Annotated in this window: 19 protein-coding genes; 12 read left to right on the forward strand and 7 right to left on the reverse strand. The window is 70.1% G+C overall.

What is annotated here, in order from left to right; genetic code table 11:
• Positions 1 to 47: 47 nt before the first annotated feature.
• The 8 genes from ABZX90_RS25670 (at position 48) to ABZX90_RS25705 (ending at position 9,021) form a co-directional block, all read left to right on the forward strand.
• Entirely contained in the window at positions 48 to 398 is a 351-nt protein-coding gene (locus ABZX90_RS25670) for a DoxX family protein (RefSeq protein WP_351131356.1), read from the forward strand.
• Positions 399 to 576: 178 nt separating this feature from the next.
• Positions 577 to 2,343 carry an FAD-dependent monooxygenase gene (locus tag ABZX90_RS25675; protein WP_351131354.1) on the forward strand — a complete coding sequence of 589 codons (1,767 nt, stop codon included), beginning with the start codon at positions 577 to 579 and terminating at the stop codon, positions 2,341 to 2,343.
• A gap of 108 nt (positions 2,344 to 2,451) precedes the next feature.
• Entirely contained in the window at positions 2,452 to 3,597 is a 1,146-nt protein-coding gene (locus ABZX90_RS25680) for a VOC family protein (RefSeq protein WP_351131353.1), read from the forward strand.
• The gene (locus ABZX90_RS25685) at positions 3,594 to 5,273 is read left to right on the forward strand and encodes a bifunctional 3-(3-hydroxy-phenyl)propionate/3-hydroxycinnamic acid hydroxylase (RefSeq protein WP_351131351.1); all 1,680 of its coding nucleotides are present in this window, start codon (positions 3,594 to 3,596) and stop codon (positions 5,271 to 5,273) included. Before ABZX90_RS25680 ends, ABZX90_RS25685 begins: the two co-directional genes overlap by 4 nt.
• 387 nt (positions 5,274 to 5,660) lie before the next feature.
• Positions 5,661 to 6,023 (forward strand): YciI family protein, encoded by a 363-nt coding sequence (locus tag ABZX90_RS25690; RefSeq protein ID WP_355208442.1) that lies wholly within the window; start codon positions 5,661 to 5,663, stop codon positions 6,021 to 6,023.
• A gap of 126 nt (positions 6,024 to 6,149) precedes the next feature.
• On the forward strand, positions 6,150 to 7,286 hold the full coding sequence (locus ABZX90_RS25695; protein WP_355208445.1) for a DUF6596 domain-containing protein: 1,137 nt from the start codon (positions 6,150 to 6,152) through the stop codon (positions 7,284 to 7,286).
• Between the two features lie 262 nt (positions 7,287 to 7,548).
• Positions 7,549 to 8,193, forward strand: coding sequence for a GAP family protein (locus tag ABZX90_RS25700; protein ID WP_351131348.1), 645 nt, complete (start codon positions 7,549 to 7,551; stop codon positions 8,191 to 8,193).
• Positions 8,194 to 8,427: 234 nt separating this feature from the next.
• Entirely contained in the window at positions 8,428 to 9,021 is a 594-nt protein-coding gene (locus ABZX90_RS25705; protein WP_351131346.1) for a hypothetical protein, read from the forward strand.
• A gap of 164 nt (positions 9,022 to 9,185) precedes the next feature.
• On the opposite strand, the gene ABZX90_RS25710 is transcribed toward ABZX90_RS25705, so the two are convergent.
• Both ABZX90_RS25710 and ABZX90_RS25715 read right to left on the reverse strand, forming a co-directional pair.
• Positions 9,186 to 9,995 (reverse strand): hypothetical protein, encoded by an 810-nt coding sequence (locus tag ABZX90_RS25710; protein WP_355208449.1) that lies wholly within the window; start codon positions 9,993 to 9,995, stop codon positions 9,186 to 9,188.
• A gap of 104 nt (positions 9,996 to 10,099) precedes the next feature.
• Positions 10,100 to 11,266, reverse strand: coding sequence for a transposase (locus tag ABZX90_RS25715; RefSeq protein WP_351131343.1), 1,167 nt, complete (start codon positions 11,264 to 11,266; stop codon positions 10,100 to 10,102).
• 17 nt (positions 11,267 to 11,283) lie between these two features.
• Here ABZX90_RS25715 and tnpA point away from each other — a divergent pair, with 17 nt between their 5' ends.
• Complete coding sequence (gene tnpA, locus ABZX90_RS25720) at positions 11,284 to 11,712, forward strand: IS200/IS605 family transposase (protein WP_355208452.1); 429 nt, start codon at positions 11,284 to 11,286, stop codon at positions 11,710 to 11,712.
• A gap of 442 nt (positions 11,713 to 12,154) precedes the next feature.
• On the opposite strand, the gene ABZX90_RS25725 is transcribed toward tnpA, so the two are convergent.
• Both ABZX90_RS25725 and ABZX90_RS25730 read right to left on the reverse strand, forming a co-directional pair.
• The gene (locus ABZX90_RS25725; RefSeq protein ID WP_355208455.1) at positions 12,155 to 13,018 is read right to left on the reverse strand and encodes an HD domain-containing protein; all 864 of its coding nucleotides are present in this window, start codon (positions 13,016 to 13,018) and stop codon (positions 12,155 to 12,157) included.
• The gene (locus tag ABZX90_RS25730; protein WP_355208458.1) at positions 12,976 to 13,308 is read right to left on the reverse strand and encodes a PadR family transcriptional regulator; all 333 of its coding nucleotides are present in this window, start codon (positions 13,306 to 13,308) and stop codon (positions 12,976 to 12,978) included. The genes ABZX90_RS25725 and ABZX90_RS25730 overlap by 43 nt, the downstream gene beginning before the upstream one ends.
• A 181-nt stretch (positions 13,309 to 13,489) precedes the next feature.
• On the opposite strand from ABZX90_RS25730, the gene ABZX90_RS25735 reads away from it, so the two are divergent.
• A complete protein-coding gene (locus ABZX90_RS25735; protein WP_355208460.1) occupies positions 13,490 to 14,716 on the forward strand; it encodes a hypothetical protein in 1,227 nt (408 codons plus the stop codon).
• A gap of 156 nt (positions 14,717 to 14,872) precedes the next feature.
• On the opposite strand, the gene ABZX90_RS25740 is transcribed toward ABZX90_RS25735, so the two are convergent.
• Positions 14,873 to 15,880, reverse strand: a complete 1,008-nt coding sequence (locus ABZX90_RS25740; protein WP_351131337.1) for a DUF2278 family protein — start codon at positions 15,878 to 15,880, stop codon at positions 14,873 to 14,875.
• 503 nt (positions 15,881 to 16,383) lie between these two features.
• Here ABZX90_RS25740 and ABZX90_RS25745 point away from each other — a divergent pair.
• Positions 16,384 to 17,166: a hypothetical protein gene (locus ABZX90_RS25745; RefSeq protein ID WP_355208464.1), complete on the forward strand. Its 783-nt coding sequence runs from the start codon at positions 16,384 to 16,386 to the stop codon at positions 17,164 to 17,166.
• A gap of 361 nt (positions 17,167 to 17,527) precedes the next feature.
• On the opposite strand, the gene ABZX90_RS25750 is transcribed toward ABZX90_RS25745, so the two are convergent.
• Both ABZX90_RS25750 and ABZX90_RS25755 read right to left on the reverse strand, forming a co-directional pair.
• Positions 17,528 to 18,496 (reverse strand): alpha/beta hydrolase, encoded by a 969-nt coding sequence (locus ABZX90_RS25750; RefSeq protein ID WP_355208467.1) that lies wholly within the window; start codon positions 18,494 to 18,496, stop codon positions 17,528 to 17,530.
• A 98-nt stretch (positions 18,497 to 18,594) separates the two neighbouring features.
• Positions 18,595 to 18,912, reverse strand: coding sequence for an antibiotic biosynthesis monooxygenase (locus ABZX90_RS25755; protein WP_351131333.1), 318 nt, complete (start codon positions 18,910 to 18,912; stop codon positions 18,595 to 18,597).
• Positions 18,913 to 19,055: 143 nt separating this feature from the next.
• Here ABZX90_RS25755 and ABZX90_RS25760 point away from each other — a divergent pair, with 143 nt between their 5' ends.
• On the forward strand, positions 19,056 to 19,961 hold the full coding sequence (locus tag ABZX90_RS25760) for an AraC family transcriptional regulator (protein ID WP_351131332.1): 906 nt from the start codon (positions 19,056 to 19,058) through the stop codon (positions 19,959 to 19,961).
• Positions 19,962 to 20,097: the final 136 nt, after the last annotated feature.

The following is a 20,097-nucleotide window of genomic DNA, read 5'->3' on the forward strand; positions in this document are numbered from 1 at the left end:
GCTTCCGGATCGCAGCACACCAACCCCCGCCCACAGAGAGAACCCCCATGAGCACCACTACCACCATCCTGGCCGTCGTCCTCGCCGCACTCTTCCTCCTGGTGGGGTCGGCCAAGCTCGCGGCAGTCCCCGCGATGCGGCAGGCCGCGGCCCACGTCGGCATGACCACCACCCACTACCGTGTGCTGGGCGCCTTGGAGGTGGCGGCCGCGGCCGGGCTGCTGGCCGGCCTGCGGAACTCCGGGTTCGGTGCCGCCGCCTCAGTGGGCCTGATCCTGCTCATGGCCGGCGCCGTCGTCGTACACCTGCGCAGCGGCGACCCGGCCGCCCGCTGCCTGCCGGCCGCCGTCGTGGGCGCTCTGACCGCAGCCCATCTCGTCCTGTTGGCCGGCGGCTAGCAGGCCCACACCCCGTGGCCGCGCCGTCAGCAAGCGCGGCCGGGACCGCCCGGCCGCAAGCGCCCTGTCCGGCAGCCACCACGCCGTCGACCGGACAACGCCCATGCGCTGTTCCCCCGCTTCTCCTGAGCCGTCCCCTGCCATTGGCCCCGAGCCGCGACACCTCACGGAGTCACCCATGAACGACATCGACGTGCCCGTCCTCATCGTCGGCGGAGGCGGTGCGGGACTCACCGCCTCCATGCTGCTCAGCCGTATCGGCGTCGAGTCCCTGCTGGTCACCGCCTGGCCCAGCACCTCTGTCCTGCCCAAGGCCCATGTCCTGAACCAGCGTGCCATGGAGGCCATGCGCGACGCCGGCGTGGCCGACACCATCTACGCCGCCTCCACCCCGGCCGAGCAGATGTCCCACACCGCCTGGTACGTCGGCCTGACCGGCGACCACGAGGACTACGGCCGCCGCGTCGCCAAGATGGAGGCATGGGGGGCCGGCGGGGACTCCGCCGAGTGGCTCGCGGCCAGCCCCGAGCGGCAGGCCAACCTGCCCCAGATCCGCCTGGAGCCGGTCCTGCGCGCCGGCGCCGAGGAACTCGCGCCCGCCCGGGTCCGGTTCCACCACGAGGTGACCGAACTCGCCCAGGACGACGAGGGCGTCACCGCCACCGTCACCGACCGCGACACCGGCGAGACCTACCGGGTGCGGGCCCGATACCTGCTGGGCTGCGACGGCGGCCGTACCGTCGGACCCGCCATGGGCATCGTGCAGGAGGGCGTGCGCGACCTCGCCCGCGTGGTCTCCTTCCACATCTCCGCCGACCTGTCCCAGGTGGCGACCGACCCCGACGTGCTGATCCGCTGGCTGTGGCTGCCCGACCTCGGCATCCCGGGCGTGCTCGTGCCCATGGGCCCCGACCACTGGGGCCCCGAGTCCGAGGAGTGGGTCTTCCACCTCAACTACGGGTCCGAGGACGGCCGCGCGCTGGACGACGAGTCCGTACTGTCCGACCTGCGCACGGCGCTGGGGCTGGACGAGGAGCAGCTGACGGTCCACATGATCTCCCGCTGGTCCCTGGAGGGCGTGGTCGCCGACCGCTACCGCGCCGGCCGCGTCCTGATCGCCGGGGACGCCGCCCACCGCCATCCGCCCACCGGCGGCCTCGGCCTGACCTCCGCCATGCACGACGTCCAGAACCTCACCTGGAAACTCGCCGCTGTCCTGAACGGCCATGCCGGCGACGCCCTGCTGGACACCTACGAGCCCGAGCGGCGCCCGGCGGACGCCGCCAACGTCCAGCGCTCGCTGGAAAACGCCATGAACCACATCGCGATCAACGCCCTCTTCGGCGGCGGGCCGCAGGCCGGCGAGGAGGAGAACTGGCGGGAAGCCCGCCGCCTGTGGAGCGAGGACCCCGCCGACACCGACTTCCGCCGCAGCTTCCTGGCCACCGTGGCCGCCCAGTCCATGGAGTTCAACGAACTGGGCGTCGAGTTCGGCTACATCTACGATTCCGCGGCCGTCGTCCCGGACGGCACTCCCGCATCCGTGAACCCCGACCCCGTCCGCATCTACCAGCCCGCCGCCCGCCCCGGGCACCCGCTGCCCCACGCGTGGCTGGAGGACCTCGACGGCCATCGCGTGGCCCTGGCCCGTCTGGTCCGTCCCGGTCGCTTCCTGCTGATCGCAGGAGAGGACGGTCAGGCCTGGTGCGAAGCCGCAGAGAAGATCGCCGCGGACAGCGGGCTGCCGCTGGACGCGATCCGGGTCGGCCATGTGCACGGCGACTACCGGGACCTGCGTTCCACCTGGACCGCCGCACGCGGGCACACCCCGCACGGCGCTGTCCTGGTGCGCCCGGACCGCTTCATCGGCTGGCGCGCCCATGGCACGGCCACCGACCCGGCCGCCGAACTCACCACGGCACTCGACACCCTGCTCGCACGGTAGGAACCGCTCACCTGCCGTGCCACCCGGCCCGCCGATCGCCGCCGCAGCCGGCGGGCCGGGTCCCACCCTCACCCCCAGAGGCCGTGGAGCCACAGGAAGGGAATCCCCATGAACGACCCGACATCCAGCCCCGTCCCCACCGCCGACGCCCACCAGGGACTGCACAGCGAACAGGGTGCCCTGCGCGGCGAGCACCCCGGCCGCGCGGCCCAGCCCGTCATCAAGGTGGCCGACCTGGCCTGGCTGGAGTTCACCAAGCCCGACCTGGACCGCGCCGAGACCTTCGCCCGCGACTTCGGGTTCTCCACCGCCGCCCGTACCGACGACACCCTCTATCTGCGCGGCGCCCTGGCCGGCCCCCACTGCCTGGTGATCCGCCGCGGCCCCACCTCCCGGTTCATCGGCCCCGCCTTCCAGGCCGCCGACGCCGCCGACCTCGACCGGCTGGCCCACGCCACCGGCCACAAGGTCCGGCCCCTCACCGAGTACGGCGGAGGCCGTGCCGTGGATCTGCTCGACCCCTCCGGCATCCCGGTCCGCGTCGTACACGGCGTCACCGAGGAGCCGGCACAGCCCCTGCAACAACCCCTCGTCCTCAACACGGGCACCGCCGCCGCCCGCATCAACGCCACCCAGCGTCCTCCTCGCCGGCCCTCCCAGGTGCAGCGCCTGGGGCATGTGGTGCTCTCCACCCGGGTCTTCCGGCGGGCCCTGGACTGGTACCTGCAGCACCTCGGTCTGATCGTCAGCGACTTCCTCTTTCTGGACGGGCAGCGCGACCGCGGCCCCACCATGGCCTTCATCCGCTGCGACCGCGGCAGCGAACCCGCCGACCACCACACCCTGGCCATGCACCTGAGCCCCGACACGGGCTATGTCCACTCCGCCTATCAGGTCGCCGACCTGGACACGCTGGCCGCCGGCGGCGAGTACCTGCGCGAACGCGGCTACCACCACTCCTGGGGCATCGGCCGGCACATCCAGGGCAGCCAGATCTTCGACTACTGGCGCGACCCCGACCGCTTCATGCTGGAGCACTTCGCCGACGGCGACGTCTTCGACGACTCCCTGGATCCCGGCTGGGCCGCCATGTCCGCCTCCGGCCTGGCCCAGTGGGGCCCGCCCGCCACCCGGGACTTCCTCGGCACCAGCCCGTCGCCGGGTGCGCTCCTGCAGGCGATCTCCGCGCTGCGCGAGGACAACGAAATCGACCGTGCCCGGCTGCTGGGCCTGATGAAAGCTTTGAGCAAGTGAGCGCCGACGCCGGTGAGCGTGTGCCCGTCGCAGTGATCGGTGCCGGGCCCACCGGGCTGACCGTCGCCACCCTGCTCGCCCGCCACGGCGTGCCGGCCCTGGTCCTGGAGCGCCACCGCGCCCCGTACTCGTTGCCGCGCGCGGTCCACCTGGACGACGAGGTGCACCGCATCCTCCAGGCCGTCGGCATCCATGAGCCGTTCAGCGCGATCGCCCGTCCCGCCCGCGGCATGCGCCTGCTGAGCGGCTCGCACCGAGTGCTGGCCGAGTTCCTCCGCGACAACCCCGACGGATGGCACGGCTTTCCCCAGGCCAACATGTTCGACCAGCCGGAACTCGAACAGCTGCTCAGGGACAACCTCGAGAAACACCCCCTGGTCACTCTGTGCGGAGGCGTCGAGGTCACCGCCGTGACCAAGCCCCCGCACAGCGGCGCCCCGGTGCAGGTGACCTTTCGGGACGAGGACACCGGAGTCTCCCGCACGATCCTGGCCGACGCCGTCCTGGGGTGCGACGGCGCCGGCAGCATGGTCCGCGCCTCCATCGGCTCTCGGATGCAGGACCTGGCCAGGCCCCAGCAGTGGCTGGTCGTAGACGTCCGCTGCAGCCTGCCGCTGCCCGCCTGGGACGGCGTCCACCAGATCTGCGACCCGCAACGGGCTGCCACCTACATGCGCGTCGGTGAGGACCGCTACCGCTGGGAGTTCCGGCTGCGCACCGGTGAGCAGCCGGAGGAGCTCACCGACCGCGAGCGTCTGCTCGCGCTGATCGCCCCCTGGACGCGAGGCATCCCCGCGGACGAACTGCACGTCCTGCGCACCGCCTCCTACACCTTCCGCGCCCAGGTCGCCGACCGTTGGCGCAGCGGCCGCGTGTTCCTGCTCGGTGACGCCGCCCACCTCACACCTCCCTTCATCGGACAAGGAATGGGCGCCGGTATGCGCGACGCCCACAACCTCGCCTGGAAACTCGCCCGAGTCCTCACCGGCCACGCAAGTGAGGCCCTGCTCGACACCTACCAGGTGGAACGCCATCACCACGCCCGGCAGTTGATCCGCACCGCTGTGGCCATCGGCGCTGTCATGACCGGCGGTGGAAAGGGCACCGCACTGGCCCGCACTGCCGTCCTGCCTGCCCTCTCCCGCCTGCCGGGCGCCTCCGGCCTCGTACTGTCCGCCGTCAGCCCGCCGCTGAGACCAGGCCCCCTGGTCGGCTCCCGCCGCCTCGGTCACCCGCGCCCCGGGACGCTGTGCCCCCAGCCCCTCGTCCCCGACTCGGACGGCATTCCCCGCCTGTTGGACGACCTGCTCGGCGAGGACTTCGCGCTCCTGGCCACCGCGCCGCCCGGTCCTGCCCTGGACGCGCTGGTACGAGCGCTGGACGCCCGCGTCATCCACCTGCACGACCCCCGGCGACAACAGCCCGGCACGGGCGGCGTCGCACACCGCGGCGATCCGGGCACCGGTGCTCTGGTGCGGTGGATGGGCGGCGCGGGGGCCGTCCTGCTCCGCCCCGACCGTGTCGTCCTCGGCACCGCGGCCCGGCCACGCCCCGGCAGCACGTGCGGAGACGACCTGGCGGCCGCCGCGGCGGCCTGGGCGCCCTTGCTGTGCAGCGGCGGCCGTGCGGCCCGAGGCGCCGCGATCGTGGCCACGGAATCTCGCGACGGCGGCTGAGTCCGCATCGCGCAGGAGCTCCCGGTCAGTACTGGACGTCCACTCGCCGGCCAGATCGGCAACGCGCAGAAGGCGTTCACCCGCCGGTACCGGCTGTTCATCGGGCCTGGGCAGGAATGCTCTGTCCGCACGGGAGGTCACCGCGCCGCAACCTCCGTCTCCCCCGGCGAAACCGGTCATCCGGTACAGGCCAGACGCTGTCCTCCTTGTGATACCAGTGGACCCGAGCGGGGCCGGCCGCAGCAACGGGGGGCGGATCCAAGCCCTCCGCGCAGATCGTCACGTTGCGGGGTACCGGCCGAAGAAGTTTTGACCAGGGTTGTCGAATCCGGGCCGGCCGTTCGACGTAAGGGCGTGAGGCAACAACCAGTCGGAAGGACAGCCGCCATGGCTCAGTACGCGATCCTCATCTACGCGAAGGACCCCGTCGACGAGACCGAGGTCGTTCCCGGGGCGCGGGAGGCCCATGACCGCCACTTCGAGGACATGGTCAAGTCCGGGACCCTGGTCGCGGCGTTCGCGCTGCAGCCCGCCGCCGACACCGCGACCTCGGTCCACGGCGACGTGGTGACGGACGGCCCCTTCATTGATGCCAAGGAGGTCATCGCCGGCTTCGCCGTCATCGAGGCGCCCGACCTGGACGCCGCGCTGAAGATCGCCCGGGCCAGTCCCGCCACCCAGCAGGGCGGCGGTGTCGAGGTGCGGCCCGTCGAAGGCGGCTTCATCTCGGATCGCCCCGCTACGGCATGACGCCTCCGGCAGACGTCGAAGCTGCGGTCGCGGACGCGCACCGACGCGGGTGGGCCCTGGTGCTCGCCGCGACGGCGCGCGTCGTGCGCGACCTGGACCTGGCCGAGGAATGCGTGCAGGAGGCGTATGCCGCGGCCCTGGCGGCCTGGGCCCGCGACGGGGATCCCGGACAACCCGGCGGCCTGGCTCACCACCGCGGCAAAGCGCCGCGCGACGGACGCAGTGCGGCGCGAGCGGACGTTGCGCTCGAAACTCCCGCTGCTGCTGGAGCCCGTGGAGGCGGAGGCCGAGGTGGCCCTCGACGAACCCGCCGTCGAGCCGCAGGACGTGGTACCGGACGAGCGGTTGCGGCTGATCTTCATGTGCTGCCATCCGGCGTTGGCGCAGGAGGCGCAGGAGGCGCTCACGCTGCGGCTGGTGTGCGGGGCGACGACCGCCGACATCGCCCGGGCGTTTCTGGTGGCGGAGCCGACGATGGCCGCCCGAATGACCCGGGCGAAGAAGAAGATCTCGGCTGCGCGGATCCCCCTCCGGCTCCCTGGAGCTGCTGAGCTGCCGGATCGGCTGCGCGCGGTGCTCGGCGTGGTCCATCTGCTGTTCACCGCCGGGCACACCGCGCCGTCCGGCGCGTCGCTGGTGCGTACGGACCTGGTGGATCAATCGCTGCGGCTGGCCCGGATGCTGCGGGAGCTGATGCCCGACGAGCGAGAGGTGCGAGGGCTGCTCGCCCTGCTGCTGGTCACCGACGCCCGGCGCGCCACCCGGGTCGATGTCGACGGTCGTCTGCTGCGTCTGGAGGACCAGGATCGATCGCTCTGGGACCGTTCGGCGATGGCCGAAGCACACGACCTGATCGTGGACGGGCTGCGCGGCGGGCGGCCGGGCCGCTATGTGCTGCAGGCGGCGATCGCCTCGCTCTACGCCGAGGCGCCGTCCTTCGGCCAGACGGACTGGCCGCAGATCGTGACGCTGTACGACGCGTTGCTGTCGGTGTGGCCCTCACCGGTGGTGGCGTTGAACCGCACGGTGGCGGTGTCGATGGTCTCCGGGCCGGCGCAGGCGCTGGAAGAGGTCGTGGAGTTGGAGATGGGCGGTCGACTCGCGAGATACCAGTACCTGCCTGCGATCAAGGCGGACCTGCTGCATCGGCTGGGCCGCTCGGAGGAGGCCTCGATCGCCTACCGCCAGGCGCTGGCGTTGACCGGGAACGACGCCGAGCGCGAGTTCCTGGCCGAGCGCCTCGCCGGTCCGCATCGGGCATAGGTACCAGGCTCTGGCAGAAGTACCGAGCTCTCGGCTGCCGGTCCTCGCCCGAGGCCGGTCGGAATCCGGAGGACCGGGAGCAGCGACTCGGCTGCTCATCGGCCTTGCTGTCGAGGTCGTGGGCGTGGCCTGCTTGACCGGCCGGTCCGCCCCCTGCAGGGTCGGGATGCGCAGCAGCGCAGCAGCGCCGCGCGATTCTGCCGACCTGCCCGCTCGTTCACAGGCGGCAGACGACCCCCGATACCCAGGAGCGACTGACCCGATGGTCCTCGACCTGCTCGTGATCGGCACGGCCATCACCCTGGGGCCTTTGCACAACAGCGCCTTCATCCTGCTGCTCTCCTCGCGGCGCGGCGTCCGCCAGGGCCTGGCGTTCCTGCTGTCGTGGCTGGCCAACCTGGTTGCGGTGATCGCCTGTGTGGTGCTGCTGACCGGCGGTCAGCCCCCGGCCCGTCACAGCGTGCCCTCGACCGCCTCGATCGCCGTGAAACTCGCCATCGGCGTGGTGCTGGTGCTGTACGGCGCGCACCGGCGCCGTCGGCCGCCCCGCCCGCACGGCCCGCCGCGCTGGACCGCCCGGATCGACAACGCCTCCCCGGCCACGGCAGCCGGCCTGGCATGGCTGCTGCAGCCCTGGGCGATGGTCGGCGCCGGCGCCGCGACCGCCGTCGACGCGGACCTCTCCACCCTCTCCGACTGGCTCGCCCTGACCGGCTACTGTCTGCTGGCCACGCTCAGCCTCATCGTCATGGAGATGTACACGGTCTGGGCGCCCGCGGCCGCCAACGCCCGGTTGAACGCCCTGCGCACCTGGCTGGAGCAGCACCAGGAGCAGCTGATCGTCACGCTCTCGCTGCTCGTCGGGCTGTGGCTGACGGCCCGGAGCATCTACGATCTGGTCGCCTGACACGGACGGGGAGACAGGCGTGCGGGTCGGCTCCGGGTTTCCTGAGGTCCGGGCCTGCCCTGCCGGGGCCGCCCGGCAGGATGCCGCTCGGGAAGGGACGCGCTGCCGGCCGGTGGTCCGCGCGGCCGGCCGGGTGCGGGCCATCCGGGCGAGGCGCCTGGCTCGTACGGCATGGTGCCCGGAACTGCGGATCCCCTCTGCGGATGCTGGTGCCTCCCCCCGCAGGAGAAGCCCGTGAGTGATCCCAGCCCCCGTGTGACCCCGAGGCCGGCATCCGTCGCGGCAGGCGATGACATTCCCGCTCCCGGGGTCATCGGCATCGGACTCGCCGCGGTGCTGACGTTCTCGCTCGCCCAGGGCTCCTGGCAGTGGTTCGCCACCTACATCGGGGTGACGCTCCTTGCGGTGATGATCGCCTTCCATCGACGGGCGCAGTGGACGCCGGACATCCGCTCGGCGTACATGCGCGGCCTGGTCGCGTACGCGCTGGTCGTCGGCTTGTGTGTGGCGATCGCGCTTGCGCCCTTGCTGCAGCGCCGGGCCTGGCTGTTCCCGATGCCGGACACGCGCAGCGGGTGCGAGCTGATGGGCAGGTACGAGGCCCTCCATGTGAGAGCCACGCTGGGGAACCTGGCCGGCAGTGACGGTGCCGCCCTGGCGTTCGCGCAGGAGGCCCGGGCCGGCAATACCGTTGCCGAGTGCCTGTCGGCCACGACGACTCTGTGGCTGCCCGCGTACGGGCTGGGGGTGGCGGTGCTGGTGGGGTCGGTTGCGTGGTTCCGTGACCGAGCCCGGGTGCGGGCCCGGCCCGGGCCCGTCGGCTACTGAGGTTTTCGGTTCTGGGTGATGTCGTGGCTGCGTCGCGGTGAGTCCGTCTCGGCGATGGAGCCGTCCGGCACGCCGGGCTGGTGCTGCGTGCGTTTCGAGCGGGTGGCGGCCGGTGCGTCGATGCCCGTCCGGTGTGCACGAGGCAGTGGGCTGCCTCGGCAAGTTCAGGCGCTCTCGCTCTCCCGGTAGTTCATGAACCAGTGGGTGTCGAAATAGCGGGCCATCGTGAACGGGTGGTGCGGGTCGATGAGGATGCGGCAGACGAACTCCGCGGCCTGGCAGTCGAAGGGGAAGTGCTCGCCGTCGAAGGACTGGACCACGACGGGCCAGCGGTCGGGGTCGTCGCCGTCGGCCCTCCAGCAGTACAGGTCCTCGTGCTCCGTGCCCGCCCAGATGAGCAGCCCGTCTTGCCTGAGATGCGTCCACGGCTCCTGGTTCAGGTCCAGGAAAGCGTCGAAGGCGCCCTGGCCGAATGTCTCGACCATGCGCTTGTAGTCGCTCGGCAGCGCGGTGCCCAGGCGCGACTCCATCTCCGCCCAGTCCACGTCCGGCCGCCGGGCGGGCTGCGTCCAGCCGGTGATCCCTCTGAGCCGCTCCATCCAGTCGACGTCCTCGTTCTCCTCCGGAGCGACCGCCAAGGGTTCTGGCACCTCCCTGTGAGCGACCGCCAGCACCGGCCGCTCGGCCCCCTCGGCGTCCCGCGCCGTACCCGTGCCGACCCACTGATCCCCGTACGCCCACGCCCGGATCTTCACGGCCCGGTCCTCGAAGGGGACGAGAAGAGCCGCGCCCCTGGACTCGTCGAGCGTCGGATCGGTGAAGCCGTCGAGGACGAGGGTGCGCGGGGCGCCGTACCTGTCGGCGAGCAGGTCGGTCAGGTCCTGCGGGTCCAGGTCGCCGGGCAGGTACGTGTAGCCGTCGCCCGGGCCGAGTTGGGCCAGCAGGTCGTTGACGGTCTCTTGCGTGAGCTCCATGGCGGACAGTGAAACGCACCGCAGTCAACTTGACCCGGCTGTATACGACCGGGCTTGGAGGTAGGGCACCACTGGTTGTGGTGTGGCCTCCTCCGTCCAGACACCTAGGAAGGTGCCGGGACGCGTGACTCACGCCCCGCAATCCACACAGCCTCACCGCGAGCGGCGATGTTGTGGGAAGCATTCCGGTCGGCGTGGGCAACGACCCCGCACTTCCGGCAGATGAAGAGGGCCTGGTCGACCCGGTTCTTCTTCTCGATGTGATGACACTCGGCGCATTCCTGGCTGGTGTACGCCGGATCGACGTACACCAGCGGGACGCCTGCCCGGCGTGCCTTGTACTCAACGAACTGCCCGAGCTGGTGGAAGGCCCAGGAGTGGAGCGTGACCCGTTGGGGCTTGCGGAGCCGTACCCTCTGCCGGATTCCGCCCAGGTCTTCCAGGGCGATGCCGGACGAGGTGCGTTCAGCCTCGGTCACGATCTGTTTCGCGATGGTGTGGTTGACGTTCGCGGCGTGCCGCGCTTCCTTGCGGCGCCGGTTCTTGAGCCGTCGCCGAGCGGACTTGGTGCCCTTGGCCTGCAACTTCTTCCGCAGGTCGAGCTGCCGGTCACGGTGCCGGTTCAGGCCGCGACCGGCCGCCCGGTATCCGGTGGACGTGGTGGCGATGTTGGTGATGCCCAGGTCCACACCGATGAACTGGTCGGGCTCGTACTGCTCGGCCTGGGGAACCTCGCACACGGCGATCAGATAGAAGACGCCGTCACGTTCGAGCAGGTCCGATTCGCCCTTGCGGTACTCCCGTAAAGTTTTGAGCGCGTCCGGGGAGCAGACGAACCGGACGTTCTTGAGCCGTCCGGCGGTGGTCCAGATCGAGACGGTCTGTGCGTCGTACTGCCAGGACAGGCACCGGTCGTCAAACGGGTGCGCGGCCTCGGGGCGGAAGGCGACCGGCTTGGACTCGGCCTTCTTCCGGCGCTTCGAGCCGGGCTTGCCGAGGTTCCCCGCCCGAAGGTTCGCCCGCAACGCGGTGTAGGCGTCCACGACTTTCTTGATCGTGTGCTGCGCGGCCTGTGCTCCGAGACCGGCCGCTTTCAGCTCGGCGTAGGTGTGCTTGCGCAGCTCGTACTCGCGCGGCACACCACGGGCGAAAGCCACCTCCGACACCCAGTTGGCCCGGTCGTTGACCGTGTGCAAGGTCGCGCCGACAGCGGATGCCTGCGCGGCATCCGGCACCAGTTTGACTTGCACGACGATCTTCACCTGGGCCATCGTACTACAGTTGATCTATGTCACCACGATGGGAACCAAACCCCAATATCCGTAGGGGTCGCACGGTCGTCCACACTCTCCATGCTCACTTGGTCTTCACTCCGAAGTACCGGCGCGGGCCGTTCACCGACGAGATCCTGCGACGCTGCGAGGAAGTCATGCGAGGCGTCTGCGCCGACTTCGAAACCGAACTGGTCGAGTTCAACGGCGAGAAGGATCACGTCCACCTGCTCGTGCACTACCCGCCCAAGGTCTCGGTCTCCAAGCTGGTCGGTTCCCTCAAAGGCGTCTCCGCCCGCAGACTCCGCCAGGAGTACCCCGACCACATCCGCAAGTACCTGTGGGGCGCGCACTTCTGGTCACCCTCGTACTTCGCGGCGAGCTGCGGCGGCGCCCCGCTCAGCATCATCAAGGAGTACATCGAGAACCAGAAGCGCCCGCTGTAGACAGCTGAGGCCACGACAGTGCAGACCCCTGCACGCGCCCGGGTCAGTCAGAGCACGGGTCAGACCCGCCAGCGGCGTCACCACGGACATCATCACTGTCAGAGCAATCCAGAGATGCGATTCACCCCGGGCGTGAACGCCCGGGGTTCCGCGCTAGATCATGCTGAAGGGGCCGCGTGTCACAGACCTTCTCCCTCCGGCGAAATCACGGACCTCGAGGGCTGTTCCGGCTGAGGCGGCCCGGCGCTCCTCCAAGCCTGGATCAGATGCGCCAGGCGTCGGGCGGGGGTGTCACTGGGCCAGAACAACACGGCCCCGGCCAGGGCGAGAAGCCCGGCGCACAGTGCCACGGTCATCCAGGCTGGCAGACCACCGCCGACGAAGGCCATCGCGCATGCGGCCGCCGCGGCTCCGAGCACGCTTCCAGCACGGGCGAGAACGCTCACCATGCTTGCTCCTTCCCGACGGGGCGCCGCAGCGTCACCGACAGGCGTGGTGTGTGCCACAGCACGCGGAGGGTGTAGCGGGCGCGAGTCCGCCGGGTGGGGTGGGCCGCCAGTTCGGCGGTCCATTCCTCTTGCCACCGGGAGCGCTGACGGGAAGGCAGCAGCAGCGCCAGGAGGGCCAGTGTCCGTCCGGTGACAGCGTAGGAGGCAACCGGGCTGCGAAGAACGGCGGAGGCCAGGTCGTGCAGTTCGCGGCTGACGTGGTCGAGGCCCGCTGCGTGTGCCAGCGGGGCGAATACGTCGACGGTTTCGCGGGCCTTGCGATGGCGGGTGGCCTGGGACAGGAACGCGATGGTGCGCATGTTGTGCAGCCGGTCGGCGAGTCGGATGGCCAGCACGGCGGCCTCGAACGATGGCGCACTGCCAGGTACTTCCCGGGTGGCGGCCGAGGGCGACAGGTCGAGCGGGGCGGCCGGAATCGCCCGCAGGAGGTCAGCGATGTACGGGCCGAACAGCTCGGCTATGCGTTCGGGCGGGCAGGCGGTGTCCTCGAGGTCGTGCAGCAGGGCGGCGCACACCACGTCGGGCGGCATGCCGCAGTTTGCAACGATGGCGGCGACGGTCACGCAGTGCGTGAGCACCGGGGCTCCGCTGCGGCGGAGATGGCCCTGGTGCCACCGAGCGGCCTCCGCATAGGCCCGCTGAAGCAGCACCGGATCTGCGGCGGGATGGTGGACTCGGACGCTCGCCAGCAGATCGTCACAGGACGGGCAACGATCCCCGCGCCTGCTGCGCCACGTCCGTAACCGCGCACCGTTCATGACACTCCCCCGTCCGTGGCCGGGCGGGCCGCCGCCCATCCCGGCAGCGGTTGCTTGCGGGACCGGTAGGCACGTGCCAGGGCGTCACGGGCCTGCTCGGCGCCGTCGTGTGTGATCCGGTAGAAGCGCCGCCGCGGCCGGCCCGCCTGCTCGTGCACCGCCGGGTCCTCCCAGGTGCTGTCCACCCAGCCGGCCTGTTCCAGACGGGCCAGGATCGGATAGATCGTGCCCGACGGCAGTCCCGCCAGCTCGCACAGCTCCAGGCCGTAGCGCTGCCTCGCGGGGTCCTCCAGCAAAGCCCGCAGGACCAGTTGGGTCTGCAGGGTCATCCGCAACGTCACCATACTCGTACTCTACATAGCCTATATATGGTCTGTCTAGAGACATGTGCAGGCTGTTGCAGCCGCCAACACGGATACCCAGAGACCCAGTCCAGGCACGCACTTCTTGACGTGCACCTGCTGGCTTTCCGTCCTACGCTGAGGAGGGGAGTCTTTACTGGAGGTCGGGATGACCAATGGGAAAGCTTTCAACGGTTCAGAAAGCACGAAAAAACCCAGAGGGAGCGTCGCTGTCTTCATTCTCCTGTGGGTCGCTTCGCTCATACTCAGGCGCACGCCGGCGCCAGGTCAACCGAAGCGCGATCACTTCTACGAGCCGACCCAACGAAAGAACGTGGCTCAGCTCCCCAAATTACCTAAGGAGCTGTTCAGGACTCATAGAACAGCCTGGCGCGAGCGAGCTGCCGCACGCATTCTCTACCTGGAACAGCAAGCAGATCGCGAGAAGTGTCGAGCAGTAGAGGACCGAGCTGAGCAATGTCAGCGGGAAAAGACACTGGAGGGGATCGCGCGGCAACTGGAAGAGGCAGGCAACGCCATCTCCGCGCGGCGCCGCCTCTTCTCGGGAGCCGCGGCTCTCGAGAGGACCTGGGCCAATGTACGTGCGACCGACGTGATGCTGCTCAGGCTGTGTTCGGAAGAAGACCTGCCCGGCCGAAGCGCCGACGTGCTGAGCCACGTTGAACACCATCTTCGCCCGGCCGACCCGCTTCGGGTGAAGGTGGAGGCGGTCACGGAGCGCATGGGGGCGAAAGGACCGCTGCCGGGAGACCGCGAGCTCCTCGTCCTCGCTCTGGGCGCCTCTTATAATGCGCTGGATGCCGAATACAGCAGAGTTCGCAGCCTCAGCCTGATTCTGCGGATTGCGACCTTCTTCGTTCTCCTCGGTGCGGGTGGGCTCGCAGCCTGGGGCTGGTACTGCCCCGATTCACTGAACATGTGCTTCCTCCCTGAGGGAAAGAAGTTCGCCGCATGCCCTTCCGGGGAGGTTCTCCTGAACCCGAAAAGCGTTCCGAGTGACTACGCCCAGCGAGTCGACGTTCTCGTCATCGAGGCGGCAGGACTGGCTGGTGCGGCTCTCACGGTCATTGCGTCTCTACGCCGGATTCAGGGGACGAGTACTCCTTATATGCTGCCGCTGTCGGCAGCCCTGTTGAAATTCCCCACCGGGGCTCTGACCGCGTTCATAGGAGTGCTGCTCATCAGGGGTGCGTTCATTCCCGGTCTGAGCGATCTGGATTCCAGCCCGCAGATAATGGCCTGGGCCGTCATTTTCGGCGCTTCCCAGCATCTCGTGACCCGCTTCGTCGACGCACGGGCCCGCGAGACGCTGTCGGACGTGGGACGCCCGCCCCCTGACCCGGAACCGGACGGCTCCAAGACCCCGAGGCCCTGAAGCCGTCAGGTCGTCCGCCGTGGCGTTATCGTCCGCGGACTGCCCCCGCGCCATAGAGACGTCCGGTGCGCCCTGGCCTGATGACCCTGGGCAGGGTGCCCCGCCGACCCAGGCCGACGGGGCGTACCGGTTGTGGATCCTTGCGGGTTGATGGTGTCAGAAGGTGATGGTTTGACCCTCGCGCTGGGCTTGTCGCGCGGTGTAGGAGACGCCGTGGACTTTGAGGCCGTCGGGGTCGAGGAGGGTGATGGTGCCGCCTCGGTTGCCGAGGTGGAATCCGTTGCTGGCAGGGACGGCAAGTGCGGCGCCGGGCGGGAGTGGGCTGGCGGGGAGGACGATGGCCTGTCGGTTCTGGTCAGTGAGCTGCCAGCCCTGGAGGTTGATGGGGGCAGGTGAGGTGTTGAGTACGGTGACGGTCTCGGCTTCGGGCGCCGGGCCAACGGGATTGACCAGTGCAGCCATGATCCGCAGCGGTTCCTCACGGCTGCTGGGGCGGGGCGGCGCGGTGTGGATGGGGTGACCGGTGGTGTCGTCTGTGTGCCAGGCCTGGGACTGGAAGGCCAGGAAGACGGCGACCCAGCGGTTTTCGGCGGGCAGGTGCAGGAGCAGGGCGCCGTCCTGCCAGACCCCGTTGTCGGATTTGAAGCGCCCGCTGCTGCCCTGGTTCATGTGGATGTCGTGGACGCCGTTGCCGGGCCGGAACCCGAACACCTTGTCGGCCTTGTCCGTCTCGGGACCCCATCGCTGCCCGAAGGCGTAGACGGCGGCGGTGGAATCGGCGATGACCCGCTGCACGTAGTGGTCGAGCAGGTCGGCCAGGTCGTTGTCGGCGCCCGGAAGATCGGGCGGGAGCGTCCGCATCGAGGCGGGATCGAAGAGGTTGCCGCGGATGAAGTCGACGCTTGCGGTGCCCGGCTGCGACGGCAGGGCGTTCCATCCGCTGCCGGCCGGTGGGAGCAGCTCCGTCAGGGGATGGTGGAAGTTGTCGTCGGCCAGGTAGAGCAGCTCTGAGGGGGCCTGCTGGGACTCGACGTTGACCGCGGCCCGGTAGTGGGTACCGGCGTCGTCGGTGAGGTGGATCTGGTAGTGCGGGGTGTCGCTGGATCCCTCCCGGCGCCGGTCGACGGCGCGAGCGGCCAGCACACCGTATTTGTTCAGCGGCATGGGTCATCCTCCGAATGTGATGGGAACGGCACGGCCCGGCGTGGGTCGTGCCAGTGGGAGCGGCTTGGTGCAGGATTTGCCCGCTGCGGTAGCGGAGCAGCGGGGCCTTGCCGACCGCCGTCCACTTTTGGCGTTATTCCCGGCCTTGCCCTGGTGGGACGGCCCATCGTCGATGTTCACCCGCCCGGTGTGCGGTTCGGAGCATGGCCATGGCGCCCAGCATCACGGCGGTGACCGGGGGCGGCCCGACGCGGCCGAACTGGAACGTCTCCCCCTCGCCGCCGTCGGCGACGGCCGGGCCGAGAGCCCGTCCCCGGTGTACCGGACGGATTTGAGTGCACCGTGACGGTGGACGACCGCACCGTCGAATTCGCCGACGCGGAGCGCGGCGCAGGACGAACTGGTCGGCCGCGTGCTCCGGGAGGGCGAATAGACGGCGCCACTCGTCGGCCGAACCGGTGACGCATAGTACAAGGCCCCATATGTCATGCGATAACAGCACCATGGCAGAGACCTCGACGGCCACGGCCGCGGAAATCAAGATCAGCTTTTTCGGGGACCAGGCCCGGGAGGCGAGCGCTGCGCTCGAGCTCCAGGACGGCGAGGGCCGCAGTCGCGCCATCTATTTCTGGGACAGCCCGAGGATGGGCAGCGACGGCATCTCGCTGCCCTTCCTCGACCGCGGGGTTATCTTCCGCCTGCGTCTGGACGACGGGGACCACGAGTCCAAGCGCGAAACGGACATGACCGTCAAGCTGCGGCCGTGCCCGCCGCTACCGCCCGACTGGCAGAAGAACCTCAAGGATGAGGACGAGGACTGGGAGTTCACGATCGAGGAGGACCGAACCGGTCCCGCCTTCACGCCCGTGCTGTCCGCGTCGCTGCAGGCCGACCGGAAGGTCGAAGCAGAACTTGTCGAGTCGGCGCTCAGGCCCGAGCGCGGGGCACTGGACCAGCTCCTCGCCAAGCCGCACCGCCACCTCCTGCACGATGCCGTCGGGCTGGAGAAGGGCGACCTCAAGGATCTGAGGGCGCTCGGCCCGGTGCGCGCTGTCAAGTGGAAGCAGGATTGGGACACTCTGCCCCGCTCCGTGGCCATCGAGGAGTGGACCACCAAGGACCTGCGCTTCCTCGAGGTCTCGGTGCGTACAAGCATCGCCGACGCGGCCGAGGCCGAGAAGCTGCTCGAACAGGCCCTGCGAAAGCGTAACGTCGGCCTGCCGCGAAGCGGCGAGACCAAGACCCGGGCCGTGATGACCGCCCTTGCCCACGGCCTGGCGCTCTGACGACGCCGCGCCGGGATTCCGTGACCAACTGCCACTTTCCCGAAACCCAGGTCAAAGCGGGCGGCTTTGAGTCGCTCCTCGAGGGTGCGCATGTTGGCCGTAAGGGCGTCTGGCCATGCCCGCGTCTGCGCAACGAGTCCGGGGCCGGTGACACCGCGGTCCTGGACAGCGAAGCCGACGACATCGACGCCGGGCAGACGCTGTCCGCGACGGCGGCCGCGCAGTCCCAGGCGGAGACCACCTCCGCGGAGGACGCTGACCCGCCCCCGTGCCGCCACGGCGCCCTCGTATCCGTACCGCGCGGGGCACCGTGGCGTGATCACTGTCGGGGCCTCGAGAACGGGCTGAGGCGCCGGCCGCGTCATGCGGTGCGGCTGGGGTGCAGAAGCCGTGCCAGCCAGTCGGTGCGGGTCCGGCGGGCTGTGGCGGAGATGGGTGCCTGCGGGTACAGGGCGTCGAAGCCGTGGAAGCCGCCTGCCCAGACGTGGAGTTCGGCCTGTCCGCCGGCCGCCCAGATACGGGTGGCGTAGTCGGTGTCCTCGTCGCGGAAGACTTCGGCGGAGCCGGTGTCGATGTAGGTGGTGGGCAGGCCCGAGAGGTCGTCGGCCAGCGCGGGCGAGACGTAGGGGGGTATCTCGTCGGGGGTGAGGTCGCCGAGGACGGCGCGCCATCCGAACGCGTTCATCTCGCCGGTCCAGACGCCGGGCACGCCGGAGTACTGGCGGCTGGAGACGCTGGTGTTGCGGTGGTCGAGCATGGGGCAGATCAGCACCTGCGCGGCGATCGCCGGGGCGTGGAGGTCGCGCGCCAGCAGGGTGAGGCCGGCGGCGAGGCCGCCGCCCGCGCTGGCGCCGGCGACGATGATCCGGGCGGGGTCGATGCCCAGTTCGGCGGCGTGTTCGGCGATCCAGAGCAGACCTTGGTAGCAGTCGTCGACCAGGGTGGTGCCGGTGACTTCCGGTGCGAGCCGGTAGTCCACGGAGACGACGACGGCGCCGAACTCGTCGAGCCACTCCAGCGGGATGTCGATCTGCGAGAAGCGGTCGCCCATGACCATCCCGCCGCCGTGGATCCAGTAGACGCAGGGCGCTGCGGCGGTGCGGCCGGGGTGCGCGGGGCTGAAGACCGACAGGCGGATCCGGGCCCCGTCCTTGGCCGGCACGGTGATCTCGCGCCGGTCGGCCTGCCGGTGTGCGAGGAGCGTGTCGACCGGTGCCGGGGGGAGCCGGCGCAGTTGCGCGAGCGTTTCCGGGGTGAGCTGGGACATGAGGGGCATGTCGGCCAGCAGCTCGCGGAGTTCGGGGTCCAGGGCGGGGCGTGCCGGGGTCATGGTCGTGGGCCTTTCGTGGGGTGGTGCCGGGGCGGTCGGGCGGGGCGGGGGTTTCGCGGGAGGCCGAGGCGGCGGGAGGGCGGGGGCCGGTGCGGGGTTCAGAAGGCGGCCTTGCCGCGGACCGGGACGTAGTCGGTGTACTCGGACTCCTTGGCCAGCAGCCCGTCGACCCGGGCCACGATGGCCTGGGCGGCGTCGCCGGCGAAGACCCGGTGGTGGTCCTCCTCGCTGGTCCACCCTTCGCTGACATGGACGACGTCGGGGTCGGACGCGGAACGGGAGACGAGGTAGAGGACGCAGTGTTCGCTCGCGCCGGGGCTGCCCTCGTCCAGACCGCTCAGCAGCAGGTCGACCAGCTGGTCGCCCCTTCCGGTCCTGGCGGTCAGGGTGGCGTTGAAGCCATAGGTGGCGATCATGGAATTCTTCTTCCTCGTGGTGGAGTGCGGTGATTCCATTGAATCGCTCTGACCTGCGGAAACGTTAGAACGATGCTCGCTCGTACTTGCATGATCCTCGCGGATCAGGGAGTGCAAGGGTGGTGGGGTGCTGCAATGGAGGCATGTGCCTCGAAGAGCTCCGCACCCTCCTGGCCCGGCACGCCCGGCCCGACTGGACCACCGCCATCGACGGCGTCCTCATCTCGAAGGTCGACCGGCCGGATCCGCCGGCGCCCTCCATGTCCGGCACGGTGCTGGCGGTCATCGCCCAGGGCGCCAAACGCCTCGCGCTGGGCGGGAGGGTCTACGAGTACGGCCCCGGCCAGTACCTGGTCGCCTCCGTCGACCTGCCCGTCACGGGGCAGTTCACCCAGGCCGATCCCGCGCAGCCGGCCCTCGGCTTCGGCCTCACTCTGGAGCCGTCCGCCGTCGCGGAAGTGCTGCTGCAGGCCGGGCCGGGCGACCTCTCCCGCGCCGGCGCGGGCACTCCGTCGGCAATCGCCGTCAGCGACGCTTCGGCCTCGCTGCTCGATGCGGTGGTCCGGCTGCTGCGCCTGCTCGACGAACCCCGCGACCGGGCCGTACTCGCGCCGCTGGTCAAGCGCGAGATCCTGTGGCGCCTGATCACCGGCGAGCAGGGTGCGACGGTACGCGAACTCGGCCTGGCCGACAGCGGCCTCAGCCATGTCTCCCGGGCCGTGCGCTGGATCCGCGAGCACCACGCGCAGTCCTTCCGCGTCGAGGACGTGGCACGCATGTCCGGCATGAGCGTCTCCGCCTTCTACCGCAACTTCCAGGCGGTGACCGCGATGAGCCCCATCCAGTTCCAGAAGCAGATCAGGCTGCAGGAGGCCCGGCTGCTGCTCGCCACCCACCCCGGCGACGTCACCGGCATCGGCCGGCGCGTGGGCTATGACAACCCCTCACAGTTCAGCCGGGAATACCGCCGCCAGTTCGGTGCGCCCCCGAGCCGGGACGCCGCCCGCCTGCGCGGCACCGCGCACACCCCCGCGGCCGTCCTGCCCTGAACAATCCGGCACACAGGGAGGATCGTGCAGGAAGAGGCGAGGATAGTTCTACTGTTTCAGCAGGTCAGAGCGATTCAATGGAATCACCGATTCCCCAGATGTGCAGGAAAATGCCTGTCCGGCCGGGGATCCCATC

Origin of the sequence: Streptomyces sp. NPDC002935 (genome assembly GCF_040611295.1) — a bacterium.
GTDB lineage: Bacteria > Actinomycetota > Actinomycetes > Streptomycetales > Streptomycetaceae > Streptomyces.

Bases quoted from the DNA above. Each gene is read 5' to 3' on its own strand.
- ABZX90_RS25670 (WP_351131356.1), top strand. From the start codon at position 48: ATGAGCACCACTACCACCATCCTGGCCGTCGTCCTCGCCGCACTCTTC.
- ABZX90_RS25675 (WP_351131354.1), top strand. From the start codon at position 577: ATGAACGACATCGACGTGCCCGTCCTCATCGTCGGCGGAGGCGGTGCG.
- ABZX90_RS25680 (WP_351131353.1), top strand. From the start codon at position 2,452: ATGAACGACCCGACATCCAGCCCCGTCCCCACCGCCGACGCCCACCAG.
- ABZX90_RS25690 (WP_355208442.1), top strand. From the start codon at position 5,661: ATGGCTCAGTACGCGATCCTCATCTACGCGAAGGACCCCGTCGACGAG.
- ABZX90_RS25695 (WP_355208445.1), top strand. From the start codon at position 6,150: ATGCCGCGGCCCTGGCGGCCTGGGCCCGCGACGGGGATCCCGGACAAC.
- ABZX90_RS25700 (WP_351131348.1), top strand. From the start codon at position 7,549: ATGGTCCTCGACCTGCTCGTGATCGGCACGGCCATCACCCTGGGGCCT.
- ABZX90_RS25710 (WP_355208449.1), bottom strand. From the start codon at position 9,995: ATGGAGCTCACGCAAGAGACCGTCAACGACCTGCTGGCCCAACTCGGC.
- ABZX90_RS25715 (WP_351131343.1), bottom strand. From the start codon at position 11,266: ATGGCCCAGGTGAAGATCGTCGTGCAAGTCAAACTGGTGCCGGATGCC.
- tnpA (WP_355208452.1), top strand. From the start codon at position 11,284: ATGTCACCACGATGGGAACCAAACCCCAATATCCGTAGGGGTCGCACG.
- ABZX90_RS25725 (WP_355208455.1), bottom strand. From the start codon at position 13,018: ATGGGCGGCGGCCCGCCCGGCCACGGACGGGGGAGTGTCATGAACGGT.
- ABZX90_RS25730 (WP_355208458.1), bottom strand. From the start codon at position 13,308: ATGACCCTGCAGACCCAACTGGTCCTGCGGGCTTTGCTGGAGGACCCC.
- ABZX90_RS25735 (WP_355208460.1), top strand. From the start codon at position 13,490: ATGACCAATGGGAAAGCTTTCAACGGTTCAGAAAGCACGAAAAAACCC.
- ABZX90_RS25740 (WP_351131337.1), bottom strand. From the start codon at position 15,880: ATGCCGCTGAACAAATACGGTGTGCTGGCCGCTCGCGCCGTCGACCGG.
- ABZX90_RS25745 (WP_355208464.1), top strand. From the start codon at position 16,384: ATGGCAGAGACCTCGACGGCCACGGCCGCGGAAATCAAGATCAGCTTT.
- ABZX90_RS25750 (WP_355208467.1), bottom strand. From the start codon at position 18,496: ATGACCCCGGCACGCCCCGCCCTGGACCCCGAACTCCGCGAGCTGCTG.
- ABZX90_RS25755 (WP_351131333.1), bottom strand. From the start codon at position 18,912: ATGATCGCCACCTATGGCTTCAACGCCACCCTGACCGCCAGGACCGGA.
- ABZX90_RS25760 (WP_351131332.1), top strand. From the start codon at position 19,056: ATGTGCCTCGAAGAGCTCCGCACCCTCCTGGCCCGGCACGCCCGGCCC.